This window comes from Siphonobacter sp. SORGH_AS_1065, from assembly GCF_030818595.1.
Lineage (GTDB): Bacteria > Bacteroidota > Bacteroidia > Cytophagales > Spirosomataceae > Siphonobacter.
This window is the reverse complement of sequence record NZ_JAUTAM010000008.1, coordinates 195,413-216,054: the sequence shown is the minus strand read 5'-3', so window position 1 is coordinate 216,054 and position 20,642 is coordinate 195,413. Positions and strand designations below refer to the sequence as shown.

Sequence of the window (20,642 nt, the reverse complement as noted above, 5' to 3'; positions counted from 1 at the left end):
AAATTAGAATTCAATGAGAATACCCAAAAACGGGGGGAGCTCGCATGATCCTTTTAAAGGAATAAACACTCAATAATTAACCCACCCGGTTAACGACCCATTTATTCATCCCTATGACGCAAGCTACTATTGATCAATATGGCGTGATTGGTAATATGAATACCGCCGCTCTGGTCTCCCACTACGGATCTATCGACTTTTTGTGTTTGCCCCGCTTTGATTCACCCTCGGTTTTTACGGCCATGCTGGATGCCGAAAAAGGGGGAAATTTCTCGATCATCCCAACCCTGAATGACCTATCTTATAAACAGATTTACTTAACGGATACGGCGATTTTAGTAACCCGATTTTTTTCGGATTATGGCATTGCGGAAGTAGCCGATTTCATGCCCGTCCACGAGGAAGGTTCCCGGATGACTCTGATTCGGAAAGTAACCGCCGTGCGGGGTAATGTAGAATTCAAACTTACCTGTCGGCCCCGCTTTAACTATTCCCAGAGCGAGCATCGTACTGAGTTCGTTGAAAAAGGAGTGAAGTTTACGGCAGAAAATGATCAGATTCTTCATCTCTACAGTGACATTGAGATGAAGCTTGAAGAAAATGATGTAATTACCCTTTTTACACTCAAAGAAGGTGAAACGCAGTGTTTTATCCTTTGCGATGGAAACGATGAAATCACGGATGGAGTAACGGATTTCTGTAAAAGCCATTACGATGATACCCACCATTTCTGGAAAGAATGGACGCAGAAATGTACATACAAAGGTCGCTGGCGGGAAATGGTCATTCGGTCAGCCATTACATTGAAGCTTCTTTCTTCGCATCAGTACGGCTCGGTTGTGGCTGCTCCTACGTTTGCCCTGCCCGAAACGCTGGGCGGTGAGCGAAATTGGGATTACCGCTACTGCTGGATTCGGGATTCTGCCTTTACCATGTTTGCTTTCCTTCGGCTGGGGTTCATCGACGAAGCCCGCACGTTTATGCATTGGGTGGAAACGCATTGCCTTGACGAACCGTTGCAACTGATGTATAAGGTGGATGGAACACGGCCTGATGATGAAGTGGAGCTCAAGCATTTCAAAGGATACAAGGATTCAAAACCTGTATTGATTGGAAATGGAGCCGTAGATCAGAAGCAAATGGATATTTATGGAGAATTAATCGACACGATTTATCTTTTCAATAAATATGGCGGACACTTAACCTACGAATTCTGGCAAAAACTATCGGTTGAAGTCGAATACGTATGTGACCATTGGCAAACGCCCGATCATGGCATGTGGGAAATTCGTGGCAAGGAGCGGGAGTTTCTACACTCTTTTATGATGTGTTGGGTAGCCTTAGACCGGGCTATTAAAATTGGCGAAGAACGTTCGTTTCCCTACCCGCGTGAAAAGTGGTATCACACCCGTAATGAAATCTACGATTACGTGTATAATGAATTCTGGTCGGAAGAAAAGCAGTCATTCGTGCAGTATAAAGGCGGCCATGAACTGGATGCTTCCGTTTTATTAATGCCAGCGGTTCAGTTTATTACTTCGAATGAGCCGCGTTGGCAGAAAACGCTTCAGGCCATTGAGCGAGAGTTAAAACTGGATGTTCTGATTTACCGCTATAACAATGCAGAATCGAACATTGACGGTCTGGACGGAGAAGAAGGAACCTTTACGATGTGTTCGTTCTGGTTTGTCGAATGTCTGGCTAAAGGCGGACAAGTAGAGCGGGCCAGTAACTTCTTCGAGAAGATTCTCGGTTATTCCAACAGCTTGGGTCTGTTCTCGGAGCAGATCAGTAAACGGGGCGAGCAGTTAGGCAATTACCCGCAGGCACTCACGCACTTGGCTCTGATTACCGCCGCCATCGAACTGGATCGCGTTATGACAGAATAGCCAATCTTCAGGCTGAGCTACTTCAAGTTAGTAGCTCAGCCCTATTTTTTGGTTCATTGATGAGTAGGGTAGGAGGGTTAACCTATTCTGCTTTTTTGAATTCCTCTAGAGCTTTCCGCAATTCATGATTATCCCGTGAAAGCGATTCAACCTGTGATTTAAGAAAAGCAATCTGGTGGAGAAGGGCATCAACCGTACGATCAGTTTCCTGCCAGGGTGCAGCTGTATCCAATGTATCCGCCTGATGCGAATAAGCCCGGCAGGTAGACGAACAGAATTTGGCGGTTGACCGAGAAGCAAAGAACGGCGTTCCACACCATTGACAGGTCTTCTCGAATACTTTAGCGTTATGTTTAAAACCTTCTCTTGATAAACGTGGCATAGTACGATCAGTTGAGGTAAAAATCTGGCGTAAATATAAATAGTTTTTGTAACGTTATTGTTACGTTATAATAATTATTTACAAATTTTTAGCAATTACGCTCATCTTATTGGTATATCTATTTATAACATATATTATTTCTAATCCTTATCTACTATTCCTATGAATTATAGCCCTGAATATATCCTTAACAATCTCATAGATAATCTGGAAGGAAGTAATGCTCATGTTACTTTTGAGGATGCAGTTGCGAATCTAAATCCGGTCTATCGTACAAAAATCTACGGTGAATTGCCTTATAGTATCTGGCAATTGGTAGAACATATTCGCATTACTCAGTGGGATATTGTAGAATTCAGTACTTCTTCGGCTCACCAGTCGCCCCAATGGCCGGAAGAGTACTGGCCCAATCCTACACCAGAAATCAGCGAACAGCAGTGGCAAACCTCGCTTCAGCAAATCAAGGATGACCGGAGTCGATTTATCGATCTCTTGAGAGCCAATCGCAATCATCTGTTTACTGCCTTTCCTTACGGTGACGGCCAGCATCTGTTCAAAGAGGCCGTATTAATCATTGATCATACCTCTTATCACACGGGAGAAATCCTGCTTCTCAGAAGGCTGTTCAACGATTGGGCTTAGCTATTCCTACTATTTACGATAGCAGGAGCACTGTTGTTTTACTTAACATAATTAAAGTTTTATGATAGAATGAAGACTACTGAATTTAGTATAAATAACTATCAAGTTATGCTTATAGACATGAAAATGAAAGTGGACAAGAGTATGATCTTAAAGCCCATTTTTTCAGAAGTTTTATAACTTAGTAATTAAATGGTTAGTAGAGTTGGCCCTCTTGATTAGTAAGGATACCTTGATTGTAAGCTGGGAACTGTACCACGGCTGCCTCAAGGGAATTTCCTGTTTCTACATCCCCTTACACGCACCCTTGGAGCCTGACTAATAGACTTACAACCCGATAGTTAACCCCAATAATTCACCAATCAATCTTTAACCATAGGTACTCTTTACTTAAAAGTACGGCTATAAGGGTGTTACTTTTCGTCATATTTGCAACATTGTTGCATTTAATCTTATATTTGCAACAACGTTGCATTTAATAAGTCGAGCGAAAAATTGCTGATCCGATGAGAAAACTTCCTGTTACCGTTTTAAGTGGCTTTTTAGGAGCCGGAAAAACCAGTTTGCTGAATTACATTCTTCATCACAAACATGGGTTAAAGGTGGCCGTGATTGTCAATGACATGAGCGAGGTGAACGTAGATGCCCAGACGGTGGCTTCGCAAAATGCCCTTTCGCGGACCGAAGAGAAGCTGGTGGAAATGTCAAATGGCTGCATTTGCTGTACACTTCGGGAAGATTTGATGATTGAAGTGGAGAAGCTGGCCCGTGAAGAGCGGTTTGATTATTTGCTGATTGAATCCACTGGGATTTCTGAGCCTTTACCCGTAGCTCAGACTTTTAGCTACGTGGATGACCAGATGGGAATCGATCTATCCCAATACAGTAAGCTAGACACGCTGGTGACGGTAGTAGATGCCTTCAATTTTGCCAAAGACTTTGGCTCAATCGATACCGTTCGGAGTCGGAAGCTGAATCAGGACGACCCGGAAGATACGCGTACAATTGTGAACCTGTTGACCGATCAGATTGAATTTGCGAACGTGATTGTCCTGAATAAAACGGATTTGGTAAGCCCCGAACGGCTGGGTGAATTGAAGGCTATTTTACATAAACTCAATCCACAGGCCCGAATTGTGGAAGCTAGCTTCGGACACGTCGAACCCGAACAAATCCTGAATACCGGACTGTTTAATTTCGAAGAGTCGGCGGAATCAGAGAACTGGATTGCAGAGCTGGAAAAGGGTCACCATACGCCCGAAACGGAGGAATACGGCATCAGCTCGTTCGTTTTCCGGGATTCGAGGCCTCTGCATCCGCAGCGGTTCTGGGACTATATTTCCGAAGAATGGCCTGCGGGAGTCATTCGGTCGAAAGGCTTATTCTGGCTGGCTTCACGTCCGACGAAGGCTCTGAGCTGGGGACAGGCGGGGGGATCGCTGCGAGCGGAACCCGCAGGAACCTGGTGGGCGGCCATTCCCGAAAAAGAACGTTTGTATTACCCAGCTTATCTGGAAAATGAGCTACTCATTCGCAAACGCTGGCATCCTGAGTTTGGGGATCGCATGAACGAACTGGTGATTATTGGGCAGGACTTACCCAAAGAGCAAATCATCCGGGAGCTGGAAAGCTGCCTTTGCACCGCGGCAGAAATTCGGCAAATGGAAGCAGGTGTTCGTTTTAGGGATCCTTTCCCAAAATGGGAAGAGTAATAGATACCTTGGATAGTAGCTGAAGCTGATTTAGCTACTATCCACTTATAAATAAAGAGCTTATGATTTTAAGTGGGTTAAGTATTAAGGAGAAGATGGGTAGTGAGATTTTCATTGAACCCTTCGATGAACACAAGTTAAACCCCAATAGCTACAATCTATCGCTTCATTCAGAATTACTAGTGTATGAAGAGCAGGTTCTGGATATGAAAAAGGTCAATGCTTATCATTCATTAACCATTCCAGCGGAAGGATTTATTTTAGAGCCACACCGATTGTATTTAGGACGAACCATTGAGCGAACACGAACTCAAGGTTTGGTCCCCATGCTAGAGGGACGTTCTTCGATAGGTAGGTTAGGTCTCTTTGTGCACATCACGGCGGGCTTTGGGGATGTAGGATTTGACGGCTACTGGACGCTTGAAATGTTTTGCGTTCAACCCATTCGGATTTATTCCGGCATTGATATCTGTCAAATTTATTATCACGAAATAACTACCCCCTTTGAACCTTATCAAAGTGGAAAATACCAGAGCAATCAAGGCATCCAGGCCAGTTTACTTTATCAGGACTTTGTCAGCTAAGCTCGTTTACTAATGGTATCTTGTAAGTCTTTGCTAGAAGAAAAGGGAATCAAACCTACGCAGAACCGACAAAAAGTATTGGATTGCTTTATATCTACTAATAAAGGTTTTTCCAATACGGATCTGTTTAAATCATTCGAATTAAAAATGGATCGGGTAAGCGTTTATCGGTGCTTACAGGATTTACTAGAGGCGGGACTACTTCAATGCATCATTGATTTTGAAGGTATTCGCATCTACTACTACGAAACACGGTCCGAGAAAGATCGTTTACAACCTCATTTTAAATGTAAAGCCTGTCAGCAAATTAGCAGTCTACCCGAGCTTCCTTCCAGTTACCGTCAGTTATTGGATGGGTTTAAAATTGAAGAAGCACAGTTTCTTCTGGAGGGGACGTGTCAGCAGTGTCAGCAAAAGCACGTATAGGTAACAAAAAGTAACTTCATTTTTGTAAATCATTAGTAATCTTCAATCTTTTAAGTACGCTTGATCATGCATCAAGCGTCAGTGTTATGTATGTCAAATAAACCACGTATCCAAGTATATATATTAACTGGTTTTCTTGGCTCGGGGAAAACAACCATACTGAATCACTTACTCTCTTCTTTAAAAGGATCTCGTGTTACTGTCATTGAAAACGAATTTGGAGACATCTCTATTGATGGGAGCTTGATTAATCAACAACTTAGTCAAGTTGTTGAATTAAGTAACGGCTGTATTTGCTGTTCCCTCGATGAAGATCTATATGATGTTCTCACTGAATTAGCTCAGTCGGAGTTGCCGTCGGAGAATTTATTTATCGAAACGACGGGTATTGCGGATCCTGGAAATGTAGCGTCTATCTTTAAACGGGAAGATGTTAGTAAAGTTTTTGAGTTAAAAAGAGTCCTTTGTGTAATTGATGCGGAGACGGTAGAAGATTATCTAAAGCAAACTAGCGAATTACACCGTCAAATCATTGGTTCAGATGTATTGATTATCAATAAAATAGGTTTAGTTGATCCCACGTACCTCTCCTCTTTACAAAAGATTTTAAATTCCATGAATCCCTTTGCGGATTTTGTTACCACAGAAGATGGCCAGTTTAATTTTGAATTACTGGAGAAGTCGCAAACAAGAATCGTTATACCTAAGCCAAAATGGTCTTTATTAGGAAGGTTTTCTCATCAAATCAGCACGACCTCTTTTAGTACACTTTTAGCCTTCGACGAACGGGAGCTGCTGCATGCTTTGACGGTAACCCTGATGTTGTATTACAAACAAGTATACCGAATTAAAGGATTTGTTCAAGTTAAAGGCCGCTCGGAAAAGTTTTTATTACAGTCGACGGGTCAGCGTCTAACCTTAGAGGCGATAGGCTCTTGGGATTCAGATCAACGGCTTTCGCAAATGGTTTTTATTGGAATTGGGTTACAACATCAAACCATTGAACGCATTTTAAGGCCAACCTTTGCTAACGGACTAACAAAAACTGATGTTAAGTTAGAAAATGAATAATGATCTATTGGAAGAATCCCAGGAACTGGATTTACAGTTTGAAAAACGGGATGGTCTCTTACCCGTAGTGATTCAGGAAACGACTACTGGTCAAATCTTAATGATGGCCTGGGTCAATAAAGAAGCTTTTTCCTATACGCTTACTCATCGAAAAGCAGCTTTTTGGAGTACATCTCGGCAAATGCTCTGGGTAAAAGGGGAAACCTCGGGAAATACTTTGCACGTAGATCATATCCTGATTGATTGTGATCAGGACGCACTCGTCTATCAGGTAACGTTAGACGAGGGTGGGGTCTGCCATACCTTTAATCGATTGGGTCAAAACCGAAAAGCGTGTTTTTATCGGAACCTTTGTTTAGATACGCATCGACTTTACTTTTTAGAAGAATAATGGACGCATGAATAAAGAAAAAGAAGTCTATGAATTAGAGGGGGAGTTGCACCGGATGCACTCGATTCGTACCCCCCTTCGTCCTGATGCTTTCGAAAAATCCGATACGAGCAAAATCGAAGCTATTGAAGGACATTTTAAAGCGATTATGGAAGAGCTTGGATTGGATCTTACCGATGATAGTTTAAAAGGTACACCTTACCGAGTCGCTAAAATGTACGTAAAAGAGCTATTCTACGGCCTGAATCCTACGTGCAAACCTTCCGTTTCAATTTTTCATAATTCGTATGGCTATGAAAAAATGCTTATCGAGCGGGATATTACCTTTCATTCGGCCTGTGAACACCACTTCATGCCCATTATCGGGAAAGCTCATGTCGGCTACATAGCCGGGCCCCACGTAATCGGCCTTTCCAAAATTAATCGTTTGGTGGATTATTATGCCCGCCGACCCCAGGTACAAGAACGATTATGCTTGCAAATTTTTACGGAGTTAAAGGATATTCTACAAACCGAGAACGTGATCGTAGTCGTCGAAGCTGAGCATTTATGCGTTTCAACGCGGGGTGTAAAAGATGCAACTAGTCGCACCATTACCCTCGAATTTGGGGGGCAATTCAAACAGCAGGCAATTCGGAAAGAGTTTTTTCAACTTATTGATTCGGTGTAAAAAGATATGGAATCGGAATTGGTGATTTACAATAGTCTAAGTCGAAAAAAAGAACGGTTTATTCCTTTACTGCCTGGTAAGGTGGGTATGTACGTCTGTGGTCCAACCGTATACGGCGATCCTCATTTGGGACATGCCCGCTCCGCTATTACTTTCGACACTGTTTACCGTTACCTCACTTACCTAGGATATCAGGTTCGTTACGTGCGTAACATCACTGATGTAGGTCATTTGGAAGATGAACAGGCGGAACAAGGAGAAGATAAAATTCTCAAACGTGCCCGTCTCGAAGCACTTGAACCCATGGAGGTAGCACAGCGATACACGAATAGCTATCGAAAGGCGATGCGATCTTTGAATGTAACGGAGCCCTCCATTGAGCCCGTAGCCTCTGGACATATCCTTGAACAAATTCAAATTATAAAAGAAATTCTAGCAAATGGATTTGCTTATGAGGTAGAAGGCTCTGTTTATTTTGATCTACATGCTTACACTCATATCTATCCCTACGGTCAGTTGACAGGAAGAAACATAGAAGAAGCACGAAACGGATCTCGAAATTTATCAAATCAACAGGAGAAAAAACATCCTGCCGATTTTGCTCTCTGGAAAAAAGCAGGACCTGAACACCTTATGAAATGGGAATCTCCCTGGAGTTGGGGGTTCCCAGGTTGGCATATTGAATGTACCGCCATGAGTACTAAATATTTAGGACTTCCTTTCGATATTCATGGCGGTGGCTTGGATCTGAAATTTCCTCATCACGAATCTGAAATTGTCCAAAGTTACGCAGCCTTTCATCAAGCTCCAGTGAACTATTGGATGCATAATAATCTAGTTACTCTGGAAGGCCAGAAAATGGCTAAATCCAAAGGAAATTTTATCACCCTGCAAGAACTATTCTCAGGAGATCATTTTCTGCTCGAAAAAGCGTATAGTCCGATGACTTTACGCGTGTTGATGTTACTAGCCCATTACTCGAGTCCCTTAGATTTTTCTAACCAAGCCCTAAAGGCTGCAGAAAGCGTTTATAAGAAACTCATGAACGGGCTTGCACTCCTACCTCAACTTCGTAGCAATGAAGATCAGGGTAGCAATGAGATAGATCAGGAAATACTAACACTTTGCCAGCGGTGCAAACAGGAGATGGATCACGATTTTAATACCGCAAGCACGATTAGTGTTCTGCTTGAACTAAATTCTTGGATGAACAAAATTTCGAAGAACGATCAGCTTAGACCTGCATTGGCAACAGTTGAACAGCTTAAAAATACCTACCATGCCTATGTTACTAATGTGTTAGGTCTTTTGCCCGAATCCCAGGCGGATGAGCGGCTGGCCTCAATACTTGATATTTTAATAAACCTTCGGAACAAAGCTAGACAAGAAAAGAACTACTCCCTTTCCGATCAAATCAGAGCGGAATTAGCTAACCAAGGGATTCAATTATTGGACAGCTCCTTGGGAGAAGTTCAAATCAAGTGGGAATAAATAGTTCTAAGGCCAGCGAGCCGTAGCTCCGAGCTGGCCTTATCCTTACTGAGCACAAACTCCCGTAGCCTTCAGCATGAAGAAATGTAAATCCGTATTCTTAACAAAAGCGGGCAAGGCTTCACTTCCTGGGCCCAGCATCGCTAGCTCGACAAAGTCGGCCGAGTGATCTTTGCCCGCCCAACCTACCGAGGTATGAGCGAATTGCATTTGAGCTAGCTTTTGAAAAGGTAATTGACGGGCATTATAAATACCCGTTTCGTCCAAATGAGTATAGCTTTCCAATAGACTTTTAGCCTCAGCAGGAGTTAATACCCAGTTTTGAAAAGCTCTAAAACGATCAATGACCTGAGCAGGTGTATCGCTTTTAGAGAGTTGATTGAGAATCCAGTCATTGGTATGCGTAAAGGTTTGGAGCAGATCAAAATGTTGATTAGCCTTACTGCCGGCAATGAGGCCTGGATTACTATTGCCATGATCGGTTGTAATAATGATCAGTGTATTTTGATCTTTTTCAGCGAAGTCTAATACTACTTTTAAGGCTTCATCAAAAGCCATTTGCTCGTAAAGTAACGAAGCAATATCATTGGCATGAGCTGCCCAGTCTACTTTTCCACTTTCAATTTGTAATACAAATCCTTCACGAGAGGTAGTAAGTAGAGCCAAGGCTTTCTCAGTCATTTCTTTTAACGTTGGAATGCGTACGCTCAAGGCTGCATCCTGCATTCGATCTAACGTATAGGGTAATGCGTCAGGATGAAATATGCCTAGAACAGGACTATGGTTTTTTAAATTGGCCAGTTCGTTTCTATTTTTTGCCACTTGAAACCCTTTGTCATGAAATTCCTGAAAAAGATCTCGTTTATCTTTTCGAGTGTCTTTATCAAAAAGCTCCGTTCCTCCACCCATCATGACATCGAAACGAAGATCCAAATATTGTAAAGCAATGTCTTCCATGCCATTTCGACTCTTGCTTGTTACGCAAAAACCAGCCGGTGTTGCATGGGTAATGGGAACAGTTGTTACGCAACCAACCTTTTTTCCTGCTGCCTTAAACTTTTGCAAAATAGGTTGATAGATTTCACCCCGAGCCCCTACGTTTAATGAGCCATTGGGAACCCGAACGCCCCCTCCCCAGGCGGAACTTGCCGCAGCAGAATCCGTTACCAGAGAACTTGCCGATGCCGTATCCATTAAAGCTCGTTTGATCCGGTTCTCCCGGTATAAGTTAATCCAATGACTACCCCTTCCTTCTTTCCGATTAAGGTATAAATCGGTCAGGTTTAAAGCCCCCTGACTCATCCCGTCGCTGACCATAAACACAATGTTTTTGGCTTGCTGAGAAGAACGAGTTAATCTCGGAATAGAGGCATCCGTAAGGGCTGTGCCTAGGGCGGCCAAGGAGCTTTGACGAAAAAAATCCCTTCGTTTCATGAAATTAGTACGTATAAAATAAAATGGGAAAAACAGTTAGTATGAAGACCTGAGGTTTGCAGAATATGAGATCGTAGTCCTCAAAGTTCTTGGGATGACGTTCAGTGACCAAGGCTAATCCTTTTCAAGGGATACATTCCATCAGGTACTGAGAGCAGTGGGGTATGACGACAAGATTTTCCTAGGTAGAGAGAAAGTGAAGCGAATACCGATCACAAGTCCTTGACTGAGCAGAGTGGTCATTGGTTGACAGGATTATTAAAATAGATTTTCAATGGTACTTAGTTTACCTTCCTTGCATATAATTAAATGAAAAACAGTATCCCTAAAAGGAATACTGTTCTAAGGCAACCTTTCGGGTTGTTTTCTGATTTCCACATCAAAAAATTATCCGTACTCCTTAGCCAAGAGAATACCTTCATATAATTTCGGTTCAGATAAAGCCTTCTCTTGTCTTGATTAGGAGGACCTGACAAAGATAAATGCTTTTTGCAACATTGTTGCAAAAAGCATTTATCTTTCTTATTGCTGAGTAAAATTGGTGTAAAGCAGGGAGTAGTGGATAAACCGAAATAAGATGCTATTGAGGAGAATAAGTTCTTATACTACTAGTGTAAGCCCAACGAATAACTGTTTACATATTAAAAAAGAAAGCATAGAACTCGTTTGGTCCGTTTCCAAAGGTATTCTATTTGCAACAATGTTGCAAATAGAATACCTTTGTTTTAAGATCATTGAGATCGGTAGGAGAGTCCTGCTTTCTAGGTAAGTTAAATAAAAATACTAACATCAAGATCCAATTTATGCTGATCAGAGATAAAGTAATTCAGCATTATCCGAATGCAAAAACGGGCACCGAAGTCACGGAAAAATATTTATCCCTCTTAGAAAAAGAATATCAAACAGATCTGGGGAGGATGCTTTTTGCTACTTCAGTATGCTCTGATGATGTGAATGTATCGACTGACTTCAGGCGAGTTCTAAGCCGCCCCTTTACCATGGGGGGACTCGGGGGTTTACCCTATGCCGGATTTACGGGAATGGTAGCTTTTTCTCATCATATCCCTGATGGTGGCGACGCCTTTGTATTCTACGGCCCTCATATTGGGATCACCGATGAAGGGGAACTGGGAAGAATGAGAAGGATTGGTCAGAAAAGGCTTACCAATAGCTGTGGGGCTTTAATGTTGGCTCTCGAACGCTTTCAGATTACTCAAGAAGCGGATCTGTATACGCCGCAAAATGTATATTACGATACCCAGCAATATCAGCTCGAACAGTCCTTAATGCCCTATAAGCATGACATCATCTATTCAGAAAATCCTAAGAAATCCATTACCGAATTCACTTATAAAGTGATCGATTCTCAGCTCAAAAAGATTATAGCCATGAGTGTAAATGAATTTAGCTGTGAACGCATTTTTTTACTAGGAGGCATAGTTATTAATACTAGTGAAGAGTATAATGACTATGTAGATGTTAGAAATTTTGAAGTAATTTATACAAAAGAATCATTAGATGAGTTTAATCCAATTTCTATTTTGAATTCTAAAGCATTCCGTGATCTGTAGTAATAGGCTAGTTTATATTAACCTGTTCCTTGAACAAGTTAAGCATTTTATACTTAACATAACTATAATTATAAAACTTTTATGTATACTATAATGCATTGCAAGTGCTTCAATACTGATTTAATACGATTACTTCACTTATCAACTACCCCCTTTTTACTCCTCCATATTTTTAGTAATACTTATTTAAACACAACTACTGGTTGATAATAAAATCAGAATACAAATATTTTCTAATTCACTTATACATTTTTCTATAAATCTACTACTCAACGTACCTTAATACCCGTTCAAATTAAATTTTCAAAAAAAAACGCAGAGCAAGTACATGATATTACTATATTATTATATTTACATCAAATAATTCAATTTAGATAAAGAACACTTTAACCAAACCTCCTATCTATATCAAGGAATGATTTGTAAAGATCATCTTTACAAACTAAGAACTTATTATTCTTCATAATAAACCTAAGAATAACTTATTATTTATAATCAGATAATTGTTTGTGTTATTTCACAAACAGCAAATCTGTTATGGCTATCCTGTAAACTTATTTCATAATAAACCTATCAAACTAATGAAAAATCTATTAAGAAATAAATTTGTCCTGAGCATTTATTTCATGATGATCTCCACCATCGCTTATGCACAAAACAATTGGGAGGTGCATTTAAATTTGCGTGGGATAAGTTATCTGCTAAAAGGGGATGACATGTCTATACTAGTAAAAAAATCAATCAATCAATCCCTATTTGCGAGAGCTGGATTAGGGGGATATTACCGACTAACAAAGTTTGATAATGCTACTACTAGAATATCATCATTTTCGATTAGGCCAAGTATAGGCATTGAACATAGAAAAACAATAAATTCAAAGTTCTATTTTATAAAAGGTGTCGATATGATTTGGGGATATGGTGGGTCAAACGATACCAATAGCCAAACTATTTATTACAAACAGAGAACCAATACTAAAGAGTTGAGCACTTTTATAGGAATTCACTTTCAAGCTACAAAGGATTTAGCAATTATGACAGAAACGCATTTAAGAGGTGTATATAATAAAAATATAAGCCTTTCTCCCAATGGACGTGTGGATAGTACACAGGAATGGAATTTCGACTTTACTCCTTTTCAGTACCTAACTGTTGCATTAACATTTTAAACTCTAATCACCATGAAATCTCACCTTTACAAACTCATCCCATCGCTTTTATTTCTTCCATTTTCTGGTTTAGGTCAGACCTATAACCTGGAAGCCGTTGACCCTTAATATCAGACTAGTGCCCCACCTCAGGAAAATAGCGGCACGGGAATTGAGTATAAATTAGTTCAACGAAATTCTTCAGGTACTGAGGTGGGCTACTCTTCTATCAACTGTAAGTTTACATATACAATTACGAAAGGTAAACAGTTTACGGGGAATAGTAATCCCACAATTGTAGGTAATAACACTATTTTTATTCAATGGGACAATACAACGGATTCTGGAAAATTAAAAGTCAGAATAGAGAAAAAAGAGAACGGTGTCACTTGTCCTATAGGGGAAGGCATCGAGCGAGAGTTAAATGTAAACATTCGCTATATTGGAGAAGGGAACCCGATCCAGTTAAACGGTTCTACGTTGCCTACTAACTCAATCATTAATTGTGGCACTTCAACACTTACATTTTCAACAACACCTGTACAGACACAATTTCCTGTAAATGCCAATGTTAACTACGCCTGGTCCATACCCAGTGGCTGGACTATCAATAGTGGACAAGGTAGTACTTCTATCAATGTAACTCCTTCTCTAAATACGGGTGGGCCTGTTACATTTACTGCAAAACGTACAGATCAAGGTTTTGTTACCAAACAGAAGCAAACAAATGTGACAAGGAATATACCAACTACGCCTGTCATTAATTCAAATGATCTCATCGTATGTAGTAATAAGACAATTACAGCCACATCTAACAATGCAACATCTTATATTTGGGGCAAAACAGGAGGTGCAAATATTGTTTCTACCAGTGGTAATTCAGCAACAATTAACGGCACTTCCGATGGTACTGTTTTCGTAGCTGCTTATTCTTCATTATGTAACATCACTACTCCTAACAGCAACTCCGTTAAAGTAATCGCTAGCCCCCCTACTGCTGATATTTCAATCAAAGATGATTTTGGCCAAAATGCACCAAATAGTATGAGTTGTGGTTATGGATTAACTTTACATGCTACTCACCCCAAGGCTCAAAATTATGTTTGGAGCTATAGTGGTAATATAGGGTCTGCTTATACAACTGATTATGGTAATGGTACGCTGTATTTTAATTCGTATGTAAATGACTGCTACGGTCTGACTGTTAATGCTAGTAATTGTTTTGGCTCTGCTACTAGTGGAGTAACCATTTGCATTAACGATTGCTATTCCGGTTTTTCGAGTTATTCAGTTTATCCTAATCCAGCCCGAGAAACTGTTAATATTCAATTCGATAACTCTGGGAAATCGCTTCCAGATCAGGTAGAGTTAATTGATGAAGTTTCACAAAAAGTAATCATGTCGAAACCCGGATCAAAAAACTCAGATAATGCTATGGTTTTAGACGTTCAAAAATTTCCTAGGGGGCGGTATATCTTACGCGTTATGCAGAAAAAAGACCTACAAAAACCTCAAACTGACTATCGCGTTGTATTACAATAAATATAAATTTTATTATTCTAAATTTTTCACTTAAAACAGTTGATCTCAAATAATAGATTCTTTCGTATAGCCAAAAGAAATTAATATTACGCATAACACTTTCCCCGAACAAAGGAGAAGCCCGGCGAATCGTATCCGCCGGGCCTCTCCTTTAATCAATTATCTACTTCAGTAACTTACATAGGCTTGTCGGGCAAGTGCGTTGCCTGTAACCAAAAGCTTTGTACGCTACTCCAGAAGTGTTTTAAGTCTTCGAAACTGCTGGGTTTAACCACGTATCCATTGGCTCCCAGACGATAAGCTCTATCAATGATTACCTGATCATCCGAAGTAGTTAACATCAGAATGGGTAAAGTCTTAAGTTTTTCGTCTTTTCTAATTCGTTCGAGCAAGGCCATACCATTCAGACCTGGCATATTAATATCGAGTAATAACAACGAAGGCCATTTACCCACCTGCGTTAATAATTCCCAGGCTTCTTCACCGTTCTTGGCAAATTCCAGGGTAAAATTCCGGGGTGATTCATCAAAAGATTCCCTAAGCAAGAAACGATCATCTTCGTCATCTTCTGCGGATACTATTAAAAATGAACTTCTTGGCATAAAGCAATTACTTGATATTTAATGAATTAGAATGCCGGCGTTGGGACCTATATCCTATCCAATGATGAAGTTTGGTTAACGCTTTAACGTATTTAGATGAAATTTTTTTAAGAAACTTAGGGCAATCAGGGTCATTAATGGAATGAATCAACCACAAAACAGATCTTTTCATTTATCTATTTAAGGGCCATCCCCCATTGCTTTGTGAAGCTTTCCACTTCAGCACCTTTTAACAAGGTATAAACCATTGCTGTACTTATGCTCAAAACAAGATTTCTGTTTTTTATAAAATCAGGTAGGAAGTACAAAGTCTACTTGCGTAATCAGTTTACGAAGCACACGAATGAGCCGGACCGTCTTTACCAATGACTAAGAGATTTCAAGATTCTTCTAGTATTCATAAGTACATACCTCTATTTTTCTATAAAAAAGCGTAAAGTTCTTCCCCAGATACTTTAACTGAAGTAATCAAAGGTATAGTAATAATAAGTCATTACCAAAGAGCAAGCCGACAATTAAATTGCCTATTCACTCTCACTTAACAATTAGAATCAGAATTAGTCATTAATACGCGGAACCTGAGCACTGTGGGACCAGAACATGGTTAGTGCGGACCAAAAGCTAAGCATTCCACTGAGGTCTTCGGGCTTGCTTAGATAGGCGTTAACTCCCAGTTTGTAAGCCTTGGTCATTAACTCATCGGTGGTAAACATAGAAAACATCAGCACCGGTACGTGGTTATACCGGGGCGATTCTTTGAGCTGAGAAAGTAACTCAAGGCCATTAATTCCCGGAAGATCATAATCCAGCAGAATTAATAAAGGGCGGTAAATAGGCTGCTCCAGATACTGCTGGGCCTGCTCAGCTGAAGAACAAAACTCAAACTGAAAAGCGGGACGGCTTCTTTCGAAACCTAGTTTTAATAGTTCCTGATATTCGGGATTATCCTCTACGATCAGTACAGTAGGTTTTGCCATGGCGTAGGTAAATAAAAAAATACTATAAAATGATTAATAGTAAAAAACTGTGCAAAAGTAACAGGAAACTATCTTTCTGAACTCATACGCGTTTTACATTCTTTACTAAAGATCAAATAACGCCGAATACGTAGGCATTAATACTGATGAACGACTCCTGGTTGTAAGTACTGTTCGTAAGATGTCATACCCTCTACAAATTAGCTTTCAACCATCACTAACGGTGCTTTTTAATGCTTACGCACGTTTTCCAGGTATACAAACACATGGATGGCATGGTTGAAGCGGTAGGTGCGTAACTGGTCGTTAGGTATACGCTGGATGGCGAACTGGTTTAAGTAGCCAAGTTCAACGCGGAGGTTCTTCCTAATGGATCTGCCGATGGCCAGGTACGTTCGGTTTTGATCAAAGTGAGTAACTGATGGGGAAATCACGACCATAGGCTCCACACTGAGATGGGTATACCATTGTTCGTGAAAGGGGTTAATCCAGCGAGCCATGCCCCGCAACCGAACGTTAAAGCGATCGGCTAATACTTCCTGCGATTCGCCATCAGAGAGAAATATGTAGGAAGTAGCCAGGGTATCGGTGTGGGAAGGCCAGCGGAATTCTGCCCGATAACGTTGGATAAATTCCCCCTTCTTTAAAGGTTTGGTGATTTGTAATTGGGGAATTATGCGAATTTCCTGAAAAAAGGTTATAGGCTGATACTGGTTGACTTTACCTCAGTTCCACCATAACCCAATGGGAGAAAGCGATACTCGAACGGGGTTTGAAAGTTGGTAATTAACCCAGGGCCGGAACACCTGCAAGAGGGGGTGTCGGAACACCTGTAAATCCCGGCCATTGTCGTCGGCCTGCCGTCGATACTGATGATCCAGTTGAAAACTCCACTTTCCCGAAGTCTTATAAACGTAGTTTAATTCCGTCCAGAATACCGCCCGGTGTCGTACTTCATTTGTATACGATTGTCCATAAGCCTGCCCTCCCAGGCAGCAAAACATCAGAAATAAATAACGAATCATTTTTTATCAGGCTATACCAGTCAAACCCTCCTACCTCACTACATAACCGGGGGTGAAGCATAAAGTTATGTAGTGAGGACTAGATAAGGTTTGAGCTCTATTCCTGAGCCTTTGTCTAAACTTGAGTCGTTTTTGCTCTTACTGAACCGAAGGCGGCGGCGTTGCGGTACCCCAATTTTTGTTAGGTTGGCTCCCCATGACAAACACTAAGGTCCCACCCTGCATCAGCTCATCCCGATAGAGCCAGCAATTGGTTAACGGTTTACCATTGAAAGTAGCCGATTGTACATATACGTGTTCAGCAGAATTCTGGCGGGCTACCACACGTAACTGTTTCCCATTCCCTAGTCGGATAGTTGCCCGATCAAAAGCGGGGCTTCCCAGCTCAATAATGGGTCTTCGGTCCGTAAACCCTTTGACGTCGAATAAGCCCAGAGAGGCCATTACGTACCACGACCCCAATTGCCCCTGATCCTCGTCCTGTCCGTAGCCATAGCCGTGAATAGGTTCCGTGCCGTAAAACTCGTCGCAGATGGCACGCGTCCATTTTTGAGTGAGCCAGGGTTTCTCTGAAAAGTTAAAAAGCCAGCTACTGTGCAGGTTAGGCTGGTTACCATGGTTATACATGGACTTGATTCCCGCGAAGGCATCGATTTCTTTCCCACCTCCAAACGCATTTTTCTGAGCCGTCGTAAAAATGCTGTCGAGTCGGTTATTGAATTCTTCTTTTCCAATGGTTTCAATCAGAGCTTTCGGATTTTGTGGCACAAAAAAGGTGTATTGCACGGCATTGCCTTCCTGAAATCCCCGCCAGGGTTGGTAGGGATCAAAAGCCTCGATGAACGTTCCATCGGCCTTTTTCGGTCGAATCAGTTTCAGTTTCGGATCATAAAGCCGTCTCCAGCCATTGGAGAGCTTTATCAATTGCTGATAATCCTGTTCTTTACCCAAAGCTTTGGCCAGTTGGGCGGCGGCAAAAGTACTGAAGCTATATTCCAGGGTATGAGAAGCAGAAAAGTGTGAACCCGTCGAATCGGTCTGGTCTTCGTCAAGGTAAGGTACGTATCCGCATTTCACAAAGGTCTCTACATCCCGCTTGCCCGCTCCGACGGGTCGGTTTCGTCCCAGCAGTTCATTCGCCTTAATGGCCTGATACGCCAACTGGGTATCGTAGTCGCGTATACCCGACTGATAAGCTCCGGCAATGGCCAGCCCTACAAAATTAGTCCCGACCCCCGAAACGAAGTTACTGTTGACGATTCCATCACCAAACCAGCCCCGTTCCTTGTAAACTTCTAGCTGGGTATGCACAAAATCGCTGTAACGCTCGGGATATGAAAGAGCCCATAGTTGCGTCAGATTCCAGTAAGCTCCCCAAATGGCATCGGTATTGTAAAAGTTATGACTGAATGTTCCGTTTTTATCGCGGGGTAACTGCCCTACGGTACCATCGTGACGGGGAAAAGAGCCGTTCACATCATTGGCAACTCCCCGACCGAGCAGGGCATGAAACAGACCCGTGTAGAATTTTACCTTGTTCGTTTCACTGCCTTCCACAACGATCTTACCTAATTCAGCCTGCCATGTATTTCTGGCTCTTTGACGAGCGGTTTCGAAAGAAAGTCCCGAAGCTTCCGCCGTGAAATTAGCCTTTGCATTCGCAATGGAGGTGTACGATAATCCTACTTTCACTTCAATAGCTTCTTTTTCAGTAGTGGCGTATTCCAGAAAAAGCCCGACTCCCTTTCCGGTAGCTCTTTGACTCTTCCGTTGAATGCCCGAGTCCGTGAAGGCTCCCACAGCGGTAGGCTTTTTACTCACTTCTCCCCAGAAATACATCGACACCTGCCCGTTAGGATCGTAGGTTCTTACGTATTTGGGGTAGGTGGTCACCAATCCCTCAAAATGGGTATCATCTATCATGCGAACCTCGGCCTTTCTGACTTCCCCGCTTTCTCCCTGTACATGTCCGACGTCTAAAATGATTCTTGACTGTTCGTGTTTAGGAAACGTATACCGATGAAAACCCACATGAGTAGTTGCCGTCAATTCGGCGGTGATGCGGGAATCTTCCAATAAAACCTTATAGTAACCAGGCTCTGCTACCTGATTTTTTCGATCAAATCTGGATCGATAGCCAGTGTCCGGGCTTTCCAGCTCGCCGGGCTTCACCTTTAATTCACCCGTAGTCGGCATAAAACTCACCCCACCCACCTGCCACTCATGAAAATGCACAAACCCTTCAATGGACTCATGCCGGGTATCGTAACCTACTGCTTCCCAGCCCTGCTTATTGCCATAGTGCCCATTGGTGGAAGGAGCCAGTTTGGCCATCCCATGCGGCAGAGCGGCGGGTGTATAAAAAAACCAACGGCTGTGGGCGGTTCCGATGTTAGCATCTACGTAGGCCAGGATCTTCGGTGCCTTTACGGCACAAGAGGTTAACAAACCTAACAGGGCAGCAATAACGAATGAGCGGAGGTAACTAACTCGCGTAATCAGCCGAGCCATTGAATAGCGTGTATGAGGCATACTTAATTTTTAGGTTTAGAGACGTTTCTAAAGGGAATAGAAGAAGTGCGGTTAAACGAACTCTCTTCATGGCTCATTAGGGATGATTACTAATGACGTTTATTTGAAGAAGAAAGGGCATAAACGCACTTCTGCCCCTGTCCGCTCGAACCAAGGGAGAAGCCTTCCTTGGAATGGAACGAACTTGACTAGAAGCTAATTAATGCTCACGTAAGAAGTGGTATCCAATGCGAAGTAAGGTTTTTCGCTTTGCCCTGCATGACAAAAGAGTAAAGCTAGTCCTGTGGCTTTGTTACCTTCAGCTTATTTCCATCTCCTGGCCAGACGCGATGAAGTTGCGTCTCTACCATTGAAGGGCCTTATTGTTCCGCAGTCGCTCGGCTCTAGCCGAGTGACGATCTAGTCGGGAAGGCCTCTGGCCGATGGTAGAAAGTGTCTTTTTGTTAAGGAAAGAAGTACCGGGACCAGTTATCAATTCGCCGCCTACCGGCCAGAGCCGAGCGATTGTGAGAGTAATAAGGCCCTTCGCTATGAGAATAACGGCAAGTAGGAA

At 42.0% G+C, this 20,642-nt stretch carries 19 protein-coding genes; 12 read left to right on the top strand and 7 right to left on the bottom strand.

From position 1 onward, the window contains the following. Nucleotides 1-113 precede the first annotated feature (113 nt). The gene (locus QE390_RS23445; protein ID WP_106635956.1) at nucleotides 114-1,889 is read left to right on the top strand and encodes a glycoside hydrolase family 15 protein; all 1,776 of its coding nucleotides are present in this window, start codon (nucleotides 114-116) and stop codon (nucleotides 1,887-1,889) included. Between the two features lie 82 nt (nucleotides 1,890-1,971). On the opposite strand, the gene QE390_RS23440 is transcribed toward QE390_RS23445, so the two are convergent. Beyond that, complete coding sequence (locus QE390_RS23440) at nucleotides 1,972-2,271, bottom strand: hypothetical protein (RefSeq protein ID WP_106635955.1); 300 nt, start codon at nucleotides 2,269-2,271, stop codon at nucleotides 1,972-1,974. A gap of 162 nt (nucleotides 2,272-2,433) precedes the next feature. On the opposite strand from QE390_RS23440, the gene QE390_RS23435 reads away from it, so the two are divergent. From QE390_RS23435 to cysS, 8 genes are all read left to right on the top strand, one after another. After that, nucleotides 2,434-2,913 (top strand): DinB family protein, encoded by a 480-nt coding sequence (locus tag QE390_RS23435; protein ID WP_307144149.1) that lies wholly within the window; start codon nucleotides 2,434-2,436, stop codon nucleotides 2,911-2,913. A 506-nt stretch (nucleotides 2,914-3,419) separates the two neighbouring features. After that, nucleotides 3,420-4,625 carry a GTP-binding protein gene (locus tag QE390_RS23430; RefSeq protein ID WP_307144148.1) on the top strand — a complete coding sequence of 402 codons (1,206 nt, stop codon included), beginning with the start codon at nucleotides 3,420-3,422 and terminating at the stop codon, nucleotides 4,623-4,625. Between the two features lie 62 nt (nucleotides 4,626-4,687). Beyond that, nucleotides 4,688-5,209 (top strand): dCTP deaminase, encoded by a 522-nt coding sequence (dcd, locus tag QE390_RS23425; protein WP_106638202.1) that lies wholly within the window; start codon nucleotides 4,688-4,690, stop codon nucleotides 5,207-5,209. 12 nt (nucleotides 5,210-5,221) lie between these two features. Continuing rightward, nucleotides 5,222-5,635 (top strand): Fur family transcriptional regulator, encoded by a 414-nt coding sequence (locus tag QE390_RS23420; RefSeq protein WP_106638201.1) that lies wholly within the window; start codon nucleotides 5,222-5,224, stop codon nucleotides 5,633-5,635. A 90-nt stretch (nucleotides 5,636-5,725) separates the two neighbouring features. Continuing rightward, complete coding sequence (locus tag QE390_RS23415; RefSeq protein WP_198555319.1) at nucleotides 5,726-6,706, top strand: GTP-binding protein; 981 nt, start codon at nucleotides 5,726-5,728, stop codon at nucleotides 6,704-6,706. After that, nucleotides 6,699-7,097 carry a phosphoribosyl-AMP cyclohydrolase gene (locus QE390_RS23410; RefSeq protein WP_106638199.1) on the top strand — a complete coding sequence of 133 codons (399 nt, stop codon included), beginning with the start codon at nucleotides 6,699-6,701 and terminating at the stop codon, nucleotides 7,095-7,097. Before QE390_RS23415 ends, QE390_RS23410 begins: the two co-directional genes overlap by 8 nt. A gap of 7 nt (nucleotides 7,098-7,104) precedes the next feature. Continuing rightward, nucleotides 7,105-7,767, top strand: coding sequence for a GTP cyclohydrolase I FolE (folE, locus tag QE390_RS23405; RefSeq protein ID WP_307144147.1), 663 nt, complete (start codon nucleotides 7,105-7,107; stop codon nucleotides 7,765-7,767). A 6-nt stretch (nucleotides 7,768-7,773) separates the two neighbouring features. After that, the gene (gene cysS / locus QE390_RS23400) at nucleotides 7,774-9,258 is read left to right on the top strand and encodes a cysteine--tRNA ligase (protein WP_307144146.1); all 1,485 of its coding nucleotides are present in this window, start codon (nucleotides 7,774-7,776) and stop codon (nucleotides 9,256-9,258) included. A 45-nt stretch (nucleotides 9,259-9,303) separates the two neighbouring features. Here the strand turns inward: cysS and QE390_RS23395 are convergent, their stop codons facing one another. After that, nucleotides 9,304-10,692 (bottom strand): alkaline phosphatase, encoded by a 1,389-nt coding sequence (locus QE390_RS23395; RefSeq protein WP_106638197.1) that lies wholly within the window; start codon nucleotides 10,690-10,692, stop codon nucleotides 9,304-9,306. Nucleotides 10,693-11,495: 803 nt separating this feature from the next. Here QE390_RS23395 and QE390_RS23390 point away from each other — a divergent pair. The 3 genes from QE390_RS23390 (at nucleotide 11,496) to QE390_RS23380 (ending at nucleotide 14,953) form a co-directional block, all read left to right on the top strand. Beyond that, nucleotides 11,496-12,263, top strand: coding sequence for a hypothetical protein (locus QE390_RS23390; protein WP_307144145.1), 768 nt, complete (start codon nucleotides 11,496-11,498; stop codon nucleotides 12,261-12,263). A gap of 581 nt (nucleotides 12,264-12,844) precedes the next feature. After that, nucleotides 12,845-13,432 carry a hypothetical protein gene (locus QE390_RS23385; protein ID WP_307144144.1) on the top strand — a complete coding sequence of 196 codons (588 nt, stop codon included), beginning with the start codon at nucleotides 12,845-12,847 and terminating at the stop codon, nucleotides 13,430-13,432. Between the two features lie 192 nt (nucleotides 13,433-13,624). Next, entirely contained in the window at nucleotides 13,625-14,953 is a 1,329-nt protein-coding gene (locus QE390_RS23380) for a T9SS type A sorting domain-containing protein (RefSeq protein ID WP_307144143.1), read from the top strand. A 176-nt stretch (nucleotides 14,954-15,129) separates the two neighbouring features. On the opposite strand, the gene QE390_RS23375 is transcribed toward QE390_RS23380, so the two are convergent. The 5 genes from QE390_RS23375 to QE390_RS23360 form a co-directional block, all read right to left on the bottom strand. Then, on the bottom strand, nucleotides 15,130-15,555 hold the full coding sequence (locus QE390_RS23375) for a response regulator (protein WP_106638194.1): 426 nt from the start codon (nucleotides 15,553-15,555) through the stop codon (nucleotides 15,130-15,132). Nucleotides 15,556-16,112: 557 nt separating this feature from the next. Next, nucleotides 16,113-16,532 carry a response regulator gene (locus QE390_RS23370; RefSeq protein ID WP_106638193.1) on the bottom strand — a complete coding sequence of 140 codons (420 nt, stop codon included), beginning with the start codon at nucleotides 16,530-16,532 and terminating at the stop codon, nucleotides 16,113-16,115. Nucleotides 16,533-16,762: 230 nt separating this feature from the next. Next, complete coding sequence (locus QE390_RS24800) at nucleotides 16,763-17,209, bottom strand: DUF2490 domain-containing protein (RefSeq protein ID WP_373424574.1); 447 nt, start codon at nucleotides 17,207-17,209, stop codon at nucleotides 16,763-16,765. Nucleotides 17,210-17,257: 48 nt separating this feature from the next. Beyond that, nucleotides 17,258-17,557: a hypothetical protein gene (locus tag QE390_RS24795; protein ID WP_373424572.1), complete on the bottom strand. Its 300-nt coding sequence runs from the start codon at nucleotides 17,555-17,557 to the stop codon at nucleotides 17,258-17,260. Nucleotides 17,558-17,695: 138 nt separating this feature from the next. Continuing rightward, the gene (locus QE390_RS23360) at nucleotides 17,696-20,089 is read right to left on the bottom strand and encodes a GH92 family glycosyl hydrolase (protein WP_307144142.1); all 2,394 of its coding nucleotides are present in this window, start codon (nucleotides 20,087-20,089) and stop codon (nucleotides 17,696-17,698) included. Nucleotides 20,090-20,642 lie beyond the last annotated feature (553 nt).